Source organism: Thermoanaerobacterium aotearoense, assembly GCF_009905255.1.
Lineage (GTDB): Bacteria > Bacillota > Thermoanaerobacteria > Thermoanaerobacterales > Thermoanaerobacteraceae > Thermoanaerobacterium > Thermoanaerobacterium aotearoense.
This window is the reverse complement of record NZ_CP047602.1, coordinates 1,809,433-1,823,152: the sequence shown is the minus strand read 5'-3', so window position 1 is coordinate 1,823,152 and position 13,720 is coordinate 1,809,433. Positions and strand designations below refer to the sequence as shown.

The window sequence follows — 13,720 nt, the reverse complement described above, 5'->3', positions numbered from 1 at the left end:
TATATGGATATAAAACCTGAAGAAATCACATCAATTCTGGAAGACAAGATAAAAAATTTTGATTTCTCGATTAAAACAGAAGATGTAGGCCGTGTTATAACAGCAGGTGATGGCATAGCAAAGATATACGGGCTTGACGAAGCCATATACGGTGAGATGGTAGAGTTTGAAAATGGCGTATACGGCATGGTGATGAATTTAGAAGAAGACAGCGTAGGCGTAATTGTCTTAGGAGAGCCTGAGTCCATAAAGGAAGGCACAGTTGTAAAAAGAACAGGGAAAGTTGTGGAAGTACCTGTTGGATACGGCCTTTTAGGTAGAGTCGTAAATCCATTGGGACAGCCTTTAGATGGAAAAGGACCTGTAAAAAGTGATGGCACAAGGCCTGTAGAGTATCCAGCACCACCTATAATAAAGAGGAAGTCTGTGGATACTCCGTTGCAGACAGGAATCCTAGCAATTGATGCCATGATTCCAATAGGCAGAGGACAGAGAGAACTTATAATAGGAGATAGGCAGACAGGTAAAACTGCCATAGCTGTAGATACGATAATCAATCAAAAGGATAAAGATGTCTACTGTATATATGTGGCAATTGGTCAAAAAGCTTCTACTATTGCTGGACTCGTAAACACATTAGAGAAATTTGGTGCAATGTCATATACAACAGTAGTTGCGTCAACTGCCAGTGATTCAGCGGCACTTCAGTATTTGGCACCTTATGCAGGTTGTGCGATGGCAGAGCATTTTATGTATGACAAAAAAGACGTCCTCATAGTGTACGATGACCTTTCAAAACATGCTGTGGCGTACAGGACGATTTCGCTTCTTTTGAGAAGGCCACCAGGAAGAGAGGCATATCCTGGAGATGTATTCTATCTGCATTCAAGGCTTTTGGAGCGTTCAGCTAAGCTATCTGACGACATGGGTGGCGGATCGATTACGGCGTTGCCGATAATAGAAACCCTTGCAGGCGATATTTCAGCATACATTCCTACAAACGTCATATCAATAACAGATGGTCAGATTTATCTGGAGTCAGAGCTTTTCTATTCAGGTATAAGACCTGCTATAAATGTCGGCCTTTCAGTGTCACGTGTCGGCGGTGCAGCTCAGAAAAAGGCCATGAAAAAAGTATCTGGAAGAATGAGATTGGAGCTGTCACAGTACAGGGAGTTAGAGGTTTTTGCACAGTTTGGATCTGATCTTGATAAATCTACACTTGATTTGCTAAGGCAAGGCGAGAGAATTGTTGAGATAACTAAGCAGCCAAGGTATCAGCCTATTTCAATGGAAGATCAGGTTATAATGATATACACGGTAATGAATAAGTACCTCATGGATGTTGAGCTTCAAGACGTTAAGAAATTTATAAAAGATTTGCTGGAGTTTATTGACATAAATCATCCTGATATAAAGAAAACTATCAGAGAAACAGGAAAGTTGGAAGATGATACGATCGAAAAGTTGAAGGCGGCTATTGAGGAGTACAGGAGCAAATACGCATCGAAAGGTGATGCATAATGGGAAAGAGAGACATTCAACTCAGAATAAAAAGCGTAAAAGAGACTCGCAAAATAACAAGAGCCATGAATCTCATTTCAGCCGCGAAGTTTAGAAAAGCAAAAACGATGCTGGACAATGTAAGGCCGTACTATGAAAAGATACAATCAACTATGGAAGATATACTTATTCATAGCGGTGAAGCGACTTCACATTATTTTGAAAGACAGCATGAAGCAAAAGGAAAAAGGAAAAAGGCAGTCATCGTCATAACTGGTGACAAAGGATTGTGCGGCGGATACAATCACAATGTCATCAAAAAAGCGGAGGAAGTCATAGATGGTGATACGCAGAATTTGATGGTTATTGGCGAAGTGGGACGCAGCTATTTTCTAAACAAGGGTTACAATGTGGATGTGGAATTTTTATACACAGCCCAAAATCCCACCACATCAGCAGCAGGTGAAATATCTGATTTACTTGTGGATATTTACGATAGAGGGATAATAGACGATATTTACGCTGTTTACACTGAGATGGCTGGATTAAGGCAGATTGTAAAAACGGTAAAAATCTTGCCTTTAGACATAAAGAATTTCAACAGCGATAAAGATGTCAAAATTTTAAGCGATATGATATACGACCCATCGCCGACAAAAGTTTTTAACCTTTTAGTTCCTGAGTACATCAAAGGTTTGGTGTACAGCTTTTTGGTAAATGCTTTTGCATCAGAGCACTTTTCGCGAATGGTTGCGATGGATGGTGCTACATCAAATGCTGACAAGATGATTGCGAAGTACACATTAGAGTACAATAGATTAAGACAGGCTTCTATAACGCAGGAGCTTTCGGAGATAATCGGAGGTTCATCCGTTTAAAGGCTTTGAAAAATTTTTTAGATTGAATGGAGGCTAATATGAATAAGGGTTATATAACACAGGTAATAGGACCGGTTGTTGATATACGTTTTGACGAAGATTTGCCGCCAATCAACAATGCCATAAGAATCCCATTTAAAGGTGATGAGATAATCGTAGAAGTATCTCAGCATACAGGCGACAACACCGTAAGGTGCGTTGCAATGTCGTCTACAGATGGACTAAAGAGAGGGATGGAATGTTTTGATACAGGCGGGCCAATTTCTGTACCGGTAGGCGAAGGAACGCTTGGCAGGATGTTTAATGTGTTGGGCAAGACGATGGACGAACTTGGCGAAGTAAAAGCAGACAAGTACATGCCTATACACAGAGATGCCCCCAGCTTTGAAGAACAAAGCCCAGTAACAGAAATCTTGGAGACCGGCATAAAAGTCATAGATCTTCTTACACCTTATGCAAAAGGCGGTAAGATAGGTTTGTTTGGTGGAGCTGGCGTTGGCAAGACGGTTTTGATTGAAGAGCTTATAAGGAATATAGCGACAGAGCATGGCGGATATTCTATTTTTACAGGTGTTGGTGAAAGAACGCGTGAAGGCAATGACTTGTGGCATGAAATGAAGGAATCTGGCGTCATTGACAAGACTGCATTTGTCTTTGGACAGATGAATGAGCCGCCAGGAGCCAGAATGAGAGTTGCTCTTACAGGTCTTACAATGGCTGAGTACTTTAGGGATGAAAAGCATCAGGATGTGCTTTTGTTCATCGACAATATTTTCAGGTTTGTCCAGGCAGGTTCAGAAGTATCTGCACTTCTTGGCAGAATGCCGTCTGCGGTTGGTTATCAGCCAACACTTGCAACAGAGTTGGGGGCACTTCAAGAGAGGATAACTTCTACAAGAAGTGGATCAATAACATCTGTACAGGCTGTCTATGTGCCTGCAGACGATTTGACAGACCCTGCACCTGCGACCACATTTACTCATCTTGATGCGACTACGGTTTTGTCGAGAAGCATCGTTGAGATGGGCATATATCCAGCAGTAGATCCATTAGATTCTACGTCAAGAATATTGGAGCCAAATATAGTCGGTGAAGAACATTACACTGTTGCAAGGCGTGTTCAGGAAATACTCCAGAAGTACAAAGAGCTTCAAGATATAATAGCAATACTTGGCATGGATGAATTGTCAGATGAAGACAAGCTTACAGTGTATAGAGCAAGGAAGATACAGAGGTTTTTATCACAGCCTTTCTTCGTTGCCGAGACATTTACAGGCATACCAGGAAAATATGTGCCACTTAAGGAAACAATAGAAGGATTTAAGAAGATCGTCAACGGTGAAATGGATGACATACCTGAAGCAGCATTTTTCATGGTAGGAAACATTGACGAAGTGTACAAAAAGGCTGAAGAAATGAAGTGAGGTGCATAACATGGACAATAAGTATCACCTCGAAGTATTGACTCCATATCGCAAATTTTACGATGGCGATGTGGAGGAGATCATTGTTACTACAAGTGCTGGTGAAGTAGGAGTCCAAAAGGGGCACATTCCGATGACTGTCGCATTAGGAATTGGCACGCTTAAAATAAAAAACGACAATGAATGGAAAGAAGCCAGCATTTCAAATGGCTTTATGGAAGTGAAGCAGGACAATGTCGTAATACTTGCTAATGCTGCAGAATGGCCTGAAGAGATAGACATAAAAAGGGCTGAAGCAGCTAAAGAGAGAGCAGAAGAAAGGCTAAGGCAAAAGAAAAGTCAGAAAGAGTATCTTCTCGCTAAAGCAGCATTGAGGCGTGCTTTAGTGAGAATGACAATTGCAAAAAAATACAAAAATATATAAGAATTACCTCCACCATTGTGTATAAAAACATCCTATTTAGACCAAAATCTAAATAGGAGAAAATAGTGGAGGTGTTTTTATATGAAAAAATTAATAGCTTCTGTATTTGCATTTATAATTTTGACAGGAATATTTAATGTTTATGCAGCGGAAACTTCACCTGTTATTTCAAAAGAAGAAGCCATATCTATAGTAAAAGAAAAATTGGGAGACATAAAATACGACAGTGAGAATATTCAATACAGAGAATTTACAAACAAAGACTCTGTATGGATTTTAAGCTATACAAAGAACGATGTTTTTGAGAATACAACTGTCACTGTAGACGCTAAGACAGGTGAAATAATAAGGTACAATTTTATCACTGATTTTAAAGGCAATAAGAATATAAAGCGAAACGATGCGAAAAAGATAGCAGAGGAATTTCTGGACAGAGTAAATCCTAAGAACTTAGGCAAGTACAAGTATGATGCAAATTACAAAAACGACAGTTACGATGAATATAGTTTTAAATGGAAAAGAGAAGAAAATGGCATTGTGTTTCTGTACGACACAATAAATGTTTCTGTAGATAAAAGAACAGGTTTAGTCACTCATTACACATACGATTGGACAGAAGGGGACTTGCCTACACTGAAAAACGTGATCGATATAAATGAAGCTACAAAACTTTTTAAAGAATACCTAAAACCCAGATTGGTTTATACGGTAATTTACAATAGAAATAAAGGCGATGTAAAACTTGTGTATGTTTCACCATCGCCTCAGTACATGATAAATGCGTATACAGGCGACATAATAGACATAAATGGAAACGCAGTAAAGTTAAGTGCTCCAAGCAATGTGGATATTAAAATGGATATGGAGCCTGTATTAAACAAAACACCTGTAAACAAAGATGAAGCATTTAAGATAGCAGCAAAATATGCAGGAAGCGATTATGAATTAAAGGATACAGCCTACATTGAAAAATATGGTGGGCTTAATTTGAAAGTATGGACGTTTTCATGGAACAAATCAAATGGAATAGGCTATTTGCATGTAGCGGTAAATGCGGATACGGGAAATGTGGTGGATATTTTAAAAAGCAGTAAAAGTAGTTTTGATTCATCAATTTCCCGGGAAACAGCCCTTAATAAAGCAGAATCATTTGTAAGAGAAAATTTCAAAGAAGCATTGCCGTATATTGATTTTGGATTTAATGATGTTGATAATATGAATAGCAATATCTATGGATACCACTTTGTCTTCCCACTAAAACATTACAACATACCTTTTATAAACAATGCCATAACTGTAGATGTTGATGGAGATGGAAATGTATCTTCGTATACTTACAAAAACTACGATATACCTTATCCAAAGCCTGTTGACATTATGAATCAAGGCGACGTTACAGCTAAATACCTGAAGAAATGTAATTTTTCATTGAAATATTACAAAACGGAAAAAGGCATTATACCGGTTTATACAGTTGATGATCCTGTTGAATCAAGTTTAATAGATGCAAAGTCAGGTGAAATAATAAAACCATATTAAAAAAGGGCTTTTTAAGCCCTTAAATTATCTTTAGACGGCATTTCAGATAAAATCATGCTTAAAAGCATGAGAAAGCCTCCTATGATGGATCGCAATGTCATGATTTCTCCAGATACTAAATAAGCAGTTATGGCTGAAAAAACTGGTTCTAAAGAGAATATGATGGCAGCATGTGTAGCTGATGTATTAGCTTGCATAGTGTTTTGAACTGCCAATGCAAATGCTGTCGCAAAGATTCCTGTCAATATAAGTGCAAACCAAACGGTTTTGTCAGTCGGTATTGCAGGTTTCTCATAAATAAATGAAAAAATTCCGCTTAATATTGTTACGACAAATATCTGAATTATCGCAAATGATACGGTATCCACAGATGGTGCGTATTTTGCTATCAAAACTACTTGAAACGCAAAAGATACAGCACAAAGGAGAGTGAGAAAGTCTCCAAAGTTAATTTTTAAGTCAATATTGGCCGTCATTAGAAATAATCCACTAAGTGCTAATAATACGCTTAACCATGATGTCTTTGACAGTTTAGTTTTTAAGAAAAATGATTCCAATATAGGTACAAGCACTACATTAAATCCAGTAATAAAACCAGATTTTGATGCAGTCGTGTATTTTAAGCCTAATGTCTGAAAAGCATAACCTAAAAAAAGCATTATGCCTACCATGATAGAAACTGCAAATGTATTTTTATCAATGTGAAGCAGTCTCTTGCCGAACATTATGACAAGCACGATGAGCGCTATGAGAAATCTTAAAAACAAAAAATTGTAAACCGGCAATATACTTGTAGCTTTTTTTACTATGACAAATGTAGAACCCCAAATGATAGTCACTAAGACCAACATTATATCGCTTTTTAATTTTTTAGACAATATTTAAGCCTCCCTTAAATCATGGTCTGAAACGCTGTGCAATTGGCATCCGTCTTCCTACGCCAAATGCTTTTGTGGTAACTTTAAGACCTGGCGCTGCTTGCTTTCTCTTGTATTCGGCGTTATTCACCTTCCTTATGACATCTTTTACCAATGCTTCATCGTAGCCTTTTGACACGATCTCACTTACCGATTTATCTTCTTCTATGTACAGCTTCAATATATCGTCGAGTATCTCATACGGTGGCAGAGAATCTGTATCTTTTTGATTTGGCCTAAGTTCGGCCGATGGAGCCTTTTCTATAGTGGATATAGGGATTATTGTCTTTTCCTTATTTATATACTTTGCAAGCTCATACACCATTGTCTTTGGAACATCAGATATTACAGCAAGCCCACCACTCATGTCGCCATACAGTGTGCAGTATCCTACGGCTATCTCTGATTTGTTTCCTGTTGTCAAGACCATATGACCTTCTCTATTTGATATGAACATTAGATAATTGCCTCTTATTCTGGCCTGGAGATTTTCTTCCGCAAGGTCACCTACAGTATCGCCATTTCTATTAAAAATTGATATGTAGCTTTTAAAGACATCTTCAATAGGTATTACCCGATATTCTATGTTTAAGTTTTTAGCAAGATCTCTTGCATCATCTTTGCTGCCTTCTGATGAATACCGAGATGGCATAGAAACACCCAGCACATTTTCATGCCCTAAAGCCTTTACTGCAAGTGCGCATGTGACAGCAGAGTCAATTCCTCCACTTAAGCCTACAACTGCCTTTTTAAAGCCAGTTTTCCTGAAGTAGTCTTTAAGGCCCAAGATCAGGGCATCGTGAACCCATGATATGTCTTCTTTTACATCTTTTAAAGGCGCAAGATATTTAAGCTCATCAGTATCGATAAAAACGAGATCTTCGCAAAAAGCTTTAAGGTTTGCTACTCTATCACCATTTGAATTTATCACAAAACTATTTCCATCAAAAATCAGTTCGTCATTGCCGCCTACTTGATTTACGTATATAAGAGGCAGTTTGTATTTCTTTGATATTTGTTTTACCATTTGTACTTTTAATTCGTGTTTTCCAAGGTTATATGGAGATGCAGAAATATTTATAAAAATGTCTGGGTTTAACTTATACTGCTCTTCCAAGACATCTATATCGTACCTTGGCCTTTCCCAAAAATCCTTGTCGTTCCAGATGTCTTCACAGATATTGATTGCAAGCCGCATTCCTTTAAAGTCGATGCAAGTACGCTTTTTAGCTGGTTCAAAATACCTTTGCTCATCAAATACATCGTAATTTGGCAAAAGGGTCTTATCTGCTTGTCCCACTATTTTGCCATTGTAAAGGAGAAGCGCTGAATTGTGAAGCAAATAGTCTTTCTCTTCATCTCTTGTAACGGTTCCTACAATGACGCCAATACCTTCTGTTTCAGGCAAAAGCATATCATTAAGGGCTCTATATGATGTTTCTAAAAAATCAGGGTTGTATAATAAGTCCTTTGGAGGATATCCGATTATAGACAATTCTGGGAAAACGATAAGATCCATATTGGCTTTTTTAGCCTCTTTTATATTCATGATTATCTTTTCGCAATTGGTTTTTATATCGCCGACAGTCGGATTTAATTGTGCTAATGCTATCTTCATTTAGTATCACCTCGAATTATTTTCATAAAGATATTTTAGCACATAATAAAAAAAAATACACCAGCATAAACGGTGTATCAATGAAAACTACTGCCACTTGATGATTTTCTTTTCGATGTAGACTAATAGAACGTACATAAGTGCGGCCAGGATAGACAGTATAAGGACACTTGTCATTACTATGTCTAACTTGAATACTTGCCCTCCATAGACGATAAGGTATCCCAATCCTGCTTTTGATACCAAAAACTCTCCTGTTATGACACCGACCCAGGATAAACCCATATTGATTTTTATAGCAGACATGATAGTTGGTATGCTGGCGGGCAGTATACATTTTGTCAGTATTTGAAATTTGGTGGCTCCAAATGTCTTTAGAAGCTTTATCTTATCTTCATCTACCTGTTTAAACCCTGTCTCGAGGCTTATAATAGTCACAATCAGCGATATGGCTAAGCCCATTGTTATAATTGGTGCTTCGCCATTTCCCATCCAGACTATAAATATTGGTCCTAAGGCGATTTTAGGGAGGCTGTTTAAGACGATCAAATACGGTTCTGCGACTTTTGAGGCAAAGTCAGACCACCAAAGCAGTATAGCTATCACTATGCCAGAAAATGTCCCGAGAGCAAATCCAATAAGCGTCTCGCTTAATGTGACCCATATATGCGTAAAAAGTGAGCCGTCTTCGCTTAAGTTTATTATGGTCTTTATCATGCGAGATGGTTGGCTGAACAGAAATGGATCTATGAGCCTTAGCCTTCCTGCTATTTCCCATAATGCGAAAAAAGCAACGAGTATGGATATTTGAGTGATTTTAATGGCGATTTCTTTTCTTTTCACTTTCTTCAGAAATTCTACATGCTCCTTTGACATGTTTTGAGTTGCTTCATACATGCACATCAAGCTCCTTCCATATTTCGTTGAAGTATTCTTTGAATTCAGGTGCTTTTCTGCATCCGATAGGCGATCGGTCGTCACACGTAAGATGTATCTCATATATGTTTTTTACGACTGCAGGCCTTTTGGACAAGACTACAATCCTGTCACACATTGCGATGGCTTCGGAAATATCGTGGGTTACTATTACCGCTGTCTTTTTAACATTTTTCAAAATAGTCCACACTTCATCAGATATGGCGAGCCTCGTTTGATAGTCAAGGGCCGAGAAAGCCTCGTCGAGAAGCATGATATCAGGCTTTAAGGCCAATGTCCTGATTAGCGCTGCTCTCTGTCTCATTCCACCGGATATTTGATTAGGATAATGGTACTTAAATTCTGATAATCCATATCTTTCCAGTAGATCTTCTACGTTTTTTATAGAGTTTTCATTGACAGCGTTTTGTATCTCAAGACCTAAAAGGACGTTTTGCATGATGTTTCTCCATTCAAAAAGATGGTCTTTTTGAAGCATGTATCCTACTTTTCCGTTTACAATTACGCTTCCATTTGACGGCTTTAAAAGACCAGCAATGATAGACAAAAGTGTGGATTTACCGCATCCAGAAGGGCCTATGACGCCTACGAATTCTCCTTCATATACGTTAAATGATACGTCTTTTATAGCTTCCGTCTCGCCTTTTATCGTATGATAGTTTAGAGATATGTTTGAAAGCTCAACCATTACTTTCTTCACCAGATGCACCTCCTGTCATATTTTAGACATGCTTACAGGGGACAATCTTTCGGTTGTCCCCAATTTATTATTTCTTTATTGTTGCGACAGCCTTGTCTGCAAAAGTATTGTCGATTAATGCGTTTGGATCTACCTTGCTGTCGATTTCACCAGCGTTTAATAAGACATTCTGAAGAGCATCAAAATCAGATGGTTTCATCTGTGGTGTAGTGCCCCATGCATCTATGCTTTTATACCTGTCGATTACTTTTGCAATTATATCAATATCAGTATCTGGGAAAAATGATTTTATGTCTTCGGCTACTTGCTTTGATGAATGAGACTGCACGTACAACATGCCTTTGTAAACTGCATTTGTAAAGTGTTGGATGATATCAGGATGCTCCTTTATATAGCTTTTTCTTGCGTTAAATGTTGTATACGGCACATCGTGTCCGGCGGCACCTACAGATGCCACGATGTATCCTCCTTTTTCGCTTTCAACTTGTGATGCAGTTGGTTCAAAAAGTGCCACATAGTCTGCATCTGATCTCATGAAAGCACCTGCTGTCGCTGTGAACTGAAGATTCGTTACAAGATTTACATCTTTTTTAGGGTTTATACCATGCTCTTTCAGTATATATTCAAGAGTCATTTCTGGCATTCCGCCAGGTCTTCCGCCTATTATCTTTTTGCCCTTTAGATTTTCCCATTTGAAATTAGGCTCCGGTTTTTTGCCAACTAAGAAAGAACCATCTTTCTTAGTAAGCTGTGCAAAATTTACGAGATAATCTTGTTTTCCTTCTTTGTACACATAAACGGTGGTTTCTGGACCTTGTAGTCCAATGTCAGCTTGACCTGAAACTACGGCAGTCGCAGCTTTATCTGAGCCTTGTGCAGTAGTTATCTCTAATTGCAGTCCTTCTTCTTTGAAAAAGCCTTTGTTGACAGCTACATAATATGGCGCGTAAAAAATTGAATGCACGGTTTCAATAAAGTTTATCTTTGTAAGCTTTTGCTCTTTTGCCTTGCAACCGGTGAATAAGAAAGATGTAAGTACAAATATGAGTATAAGAGTGAAAATAAGTAATTTTCTGCCTCTCATGTGGATACCTCCTATTTAATTTGATTTCAGTTTATTATATTCTATCAATTGTAAATGGTGATTGAAAAAAGATGAAGTTTTTTTCTTACTTTATTTTGTTAAATGATTTCACAAGGAGGAAATTAAATTTTTTTGTCGAATAAGATTATTTGTGCATTTTTATAAAATATATAAAGGAGAATCGATATGGCACAAAAAGCAGCAAAAAAGAACAAGGTCAACATTGATGTTTCTAAAAGAAGCACAGATTACACAAACGTGATGAATATTGTATTTTACATATCATTGCTTCTTCTTATAGCATTGCCGCCGTATTTTCGTGGCATGTACTTTGACAATGAGTTTTTGCCTACTATATGCATTACTTCAATTGTCGTCATAATATGGTCATTGGTGAAGATTGTAAAAAAAGAGCCGATAATCTCTGAAAGACTGGATTATGCTGCAATATCAATAATAGGCGCATATCTAATCTCTACGTTTTTTGCTGTAAATGTAAGATCTGCAATAGGAGAAGTATTAAAGTACGTCGATTATGTTTTTATATACTTTTTGGTCAGCAGACTTGCCAATGACAAGAAAAAAATATGGATACTTTTGAATGTGCTTGTTTTAAGCTCATTTGGAGTAGCTTTAGTAGGTCTTTTGTCTGCAGCGGGGTACGTAAACTACAATGGTTCATGGGTTGGAGGAAGGATTAATTCCACATTTCAATATGCTAATACTGCTGCATCGTTTTTGATGGCATTTTTGTTTGTAAATTTTGCACTCATATCGTACACAGAAAACAGGTATTTAAAAGCACTTTACGGAGTAGAAGCTTTTATGCAGCTTTATGCTTATGTTTTTACGCTATCCAGAGGCGCTTGGGTGATGTTTCCTTTTCTGTTTTTATTCCTTATAATAATGATGCCAAAAGGGAAAAGGGTAGAGCCATTTATTTACTTGATAGGTATAATCGTAGCGTCAGCGTTGCCAATACTTAAATTTAACTCTGTCGTAAATGGATCTAAGCCTCACAATTTGGTTATGTGGATACTTGTAGGATGCCTCTTAGCATTGTTATTTACGTACATTGTGAGTTTTTTGGTAGAAACGGTAAACAAGATAAGTTTAAAAATAGGCATATCCATAATTGTCATTGTTGGTGTGTTATCAACCGTAGCAGGTTATATGGTATTGACAACGGAAGTACCTCTTACACTAAGTCATAGTCAAAACGAGGCAGATAGCGGTAAAAGTGTTACAAGATTTGTCGACGTGGATGCTGACAGAATATATGTGTTGAAGTACGATGTGATATCAAAGAATGGTGATAATAAGGATTGGGCGTACGACATTACCATAGAAAGCAGAAATGACCTCGATCAGCCTACGAAGATAAAAGATGTGTACGACAAAGAAACTTTCAGTGGTGAAAAGACGATAGAATTCTCCACTTTGAAAGATACGAAAAGATTAGCTATTACTTTTACAAACTATTTTAAAGGTACCTCTGTGACATTTGACAAGGCGTACATCTATCCTAAGAATGACCCAAATGCTGTTCAAAATATAATGCTTAAATATAAATACTTGCCTGAAAATGTGGCATCAAGGATACAAGACATAAGCTTGACAAGCCATAGTAGCTCAGAGCGAATGCAGTTTTACAAGGACGGATTCAAGATTTTCAAAGACTATCCACTTTTTGGTGCAGGCGGAGGTGCTTGGGCGTCACTTTACTTCAAATATCAGTCATACTTGTACTGGACTACACAGACACATAATTACTTCATGCAGGTTTTGCTTGATACAGGCTTAGTTGGAGCTTTAGCGATGATATTCTTCTTAGTTACATTAGTACTGTCAGTTATCAAGCTTTATAAATCCGACTTAGACGTAGAGGAGTGCATACTGCTGGCGGCAGCAACTTTAGGCATATTGAGCATATATGCCCATGCTGCTATGGATTTTGATCTTTCGCTGTCTGCCGTCACAATAGCCTTATATTCCCTTATCGGCATAATAAACAGCATGAACATAAGCAAAGCACCTAAAAATATAGCTGTAGTGAAAGGGAAGAAATTATACAATGGATATTACAGTTTTGGCGTTTTGGCAGCAGGCATAGTTGTCATGTTTATGTCTTTCTCACTTTCCACAGCTTTGAGCTATGCAGAAAAAGGAGACCAATTTGCAAAGACTAACAATATTCCTCAGGCAATGCAGTATTACAAAAGCGCTGTTTCTTATGATCCGTGGAATGCGAAGTACAGGATGTCTTACGGTCAGACATTGGCAAGTATAGCAGATCAGACAAAAGATGGGGCTACTTATCAAGCAGCGATGACCCAAGAACAAAAAGCAGTCGATTTAGAACCGCACAACTCTCAGCTTTTGGCACAGCTTGGAGCATTTTATCTATCTCATGGTCAGATAGATAATGGGCTTAAATATGTTAAAAAGGCCGTCGATGTACAGCCTTTAAGGCCAGAAAATTATCAGCAGTTGGCTGATGCTTATAATAAAGTAGGCATGTTTTACCTGCAAAACAATGATAAAACAAAAGCTAAAGAATATCTTGAAAAGGCTGTAGATGTTGAGAACTTGTTTAATAAGGCTAATTCAAAGTCAGAAGAGCCAAAACCCATGACTGATGCCACAAAGCAAATAATACAAAACTCAAAAGAAGTGTTGAAAGGGATACAGTGATGT

11 protein-coding genes are annotated in these 13,720 nt (G+C 37.9%); 6 read left to right on the top strand and 5 right to left on the bottom strand.

Going from position 1 to position 13,720, the window contains the following annotated elements:
• Nucleotides 1-3 precede the first annotated feature (3 nt).
• From atpA to GSH73_RS09165, 5 genes are all read left to right on the top strand, one after another.
• Nucleotides 4-1,524 (top strand): F0F1 ATP synthase subunit alpha, encoded by a 1,521-nt coding sequence (gene atpA / locus GSH73_RS09185; protein WP_014758301.1) that lies wholly within the window; start codon nucleotides 4-6, stop codon nucleotides 1,522-1,524.
• Nucleotides 1,524-2,381 (top strand): ATP synthase F1 subunit gamma, encoded by an 858-nt coding sequence (gene atpG, locus GSH73_RS09180; RefSeq protein ID WP_014758302.1) that lies wholly within the window; start codon nucleotides 1,524-1,526, stop codon nucleotides 2,379-2,381. Before atpA ends, atpG begins: the two co-directional genes overlap by 1 nt.
• A 38-nt stretch (nucleotides 2,382-2,419) precedes the next feature.
• Complete coding sequence (atpD, locus tag GSH73_RS09175) at nucleotides 2,420-3,805, top strand: F0F1 ATP synthase subunit beta (protein WP_014758303.1); 1,386 nt, start codon at nucleotides 2,420-2,422, stop codon at nucleotides 3,803-3,805.
• Between the two features lie 10 nt (nucleotides 3,806-3,815).
• Nucleotides 3,816-4,229, top strand: coding sequence for a F0F1 ATP synthase subunit epsilon (locus GSH73_RS09170; protein WP_014758304.1), 414 nt, complete (start codon nucleotides 3,816-3,818; stop codon nucleotides 4,227-4,229).
• 81 nt (nucleotides 4,230-4,310) lie between these two features.
• Nucleotides 4,311-5,768: a PepSY1/2 domain-containing protein gene (locus GSH73_RS09165; RefSeq protein ID WP_014758305.1), complete on the top strand. Its 1,458-nt coding sequence runs from the start codon at nucleotides 4,311-4,313 to the stop codon at nucleotides 5,766-5,768.
• An 11-nt stretch (nucleotides 5,769-5,779) separates the two neighbouring features.
• Here the strand turns inward: GSH73_RS09165 and GSH73_RS09160 are convergent, their stop codons facing one another.
• From GSH73_RS09160 to GSH73_RS09140, 5 genes are all read right to left on the bottom strand, one after another.
• Nucleotides 5,780-6,646: a DMT family transporter gene (locus tag GSH73_RS09160; RefSeq protein ID WP_014758306.1), complete on the bottom strand. Its 867-nt coding sequence runs from the start codon at nucleotides 6,644-6,646 to the stop codon at nucleotides 5,780-5,782.
• 19 nt (nucleotides 6,647-6,665) lie between these two features.
• Complete coding sequence (locus GSH73_RS09155) at nucleotides 6,666-8,303, bottom strand: NAD+ synthase (RefSeq protein WP_014758307.1); 1,638 nt, start codon at nucleotides 8,301-8,303, stop codon at nucleotides 6,666-6,668.
• An 87-nt stretch (nucleotides 8,304-8,390) separates the two neighbouring features.
• A complete protein-coding gene (locus GSH73_RS09150) occupies nucleotides 8,391-9,200 on the bottom strand; it encodes an ABC transporter permease (RefSeq protein WP_014758308.1) in 810 nt (269 codons plus the stop codon).
• Nucleotides 9,193-9,939 (bottom strand): ABC transporter ATP-binding protein, encoded by a 747-nt coding sequence (locus tag GSH73_RS09145; protein WP_014758309.1) that lies wholly within the window; start codon nucleotides 9,937-9,939, stop codon nucleotides 9,193-9,195. Before GSH73_RS09145 ends, GSH73_RS09150 begins: the two co-directional genes overlap by 8 nt.
• 67 nt (nucleotides 9,940-10,006) lie before the next feature.
• A complete protein-coding gene (locus GSH73_RS09140; RefSeq protein ID WP_014758310.1) occupies nucleotides 10,007-11,023 on the bottom strand; it encodes an ABC transporter substrate-binding protein in 1,017 nt (338 codons plus the stop codon).
• A gap of 186 nt (nucleotides 11,024-11,209) precedes the next feature.
• On the opposite strand from GSH73_RS09140, the gene GSH73_RS09135 reads away from it, so the two are divergent.
• Nucleotides 11,210-13,717: an O-antigen ligase family protein gene (locus GSH73_RS09135; RefSeq protein ID WP_014758311.1), complete on the top strand. Its 2,508-nt coding sequence runs from the start codon at nucleotides 11,210-11,212 to the stop codon at nucleotides 13,715-13,717.
• The last annotated feature ends 3 nt before the right edge of the window (nucleotides 13,718-13,720 follow it).

Bases quoted from the DNA above. Each gene is read 5' to 3' on its own strand.
- atpA (WP_014758301.1), top strand. From the start codon at position 4: ATGGATATAAAACCTGAAGAAATCACATCAATTCTGGAAGACAAGATA.
- atpG (WP_014758302.1), top strand. From the start codon at position 1,524: ATGGGAAAGAGAGACATTCAACTCAGAATAAAAAGCGTAAAAGAGACT.
- GSH73_RS09135 (WP_014758311.1), top strand. From the start codon at position 11,210: ATGGCACAAAAAGCAGCAAAAAAGAACAAGGTCAACATTGATGTTTCT.
- GSH73_RS09165 (WP_014758305.1), top strand. From the start codon at position 4,311: ATGAAAAAATTAATAGCTTCTGTATTTGCATTTATAATTTTGACAGGA.
- GSH73_RS09140 (WP_014758310.1), bottom strand. From the start codon at position 11,023: ATGAGAGGCAGAAAATTACTTATTTTCACTCTTATACTCATATTTGTA.
- GSH73_RS09170 (WP_014758304.1), top strand. From the start codon at position 3,816: ATGGACAATAAGTATCACCTCGAAGTATTGACTCCATATCGCAAATTT.
- atpD (WP_014758303.1), top strand. From the start codon at position 2,420: ATGAATAAGGGTTATATAACACAGGTAATAGGACCGGTTGTTGATATA.
- GSH73_RS09155 (WP_014758307.1), bottom strand. From the start codon at position 8,303: ATGAAGATAGCATTAGCACAATTAAATCCGACTGTCGGCGATATAAAA.
- GSH73_RS09150 (WP_014758308.1), bottom strand. From the start codon at position 9,200: ATGTATGAAGCAACTCAAAACATGTCAAAGGAGCATGTAGAATTTCTG.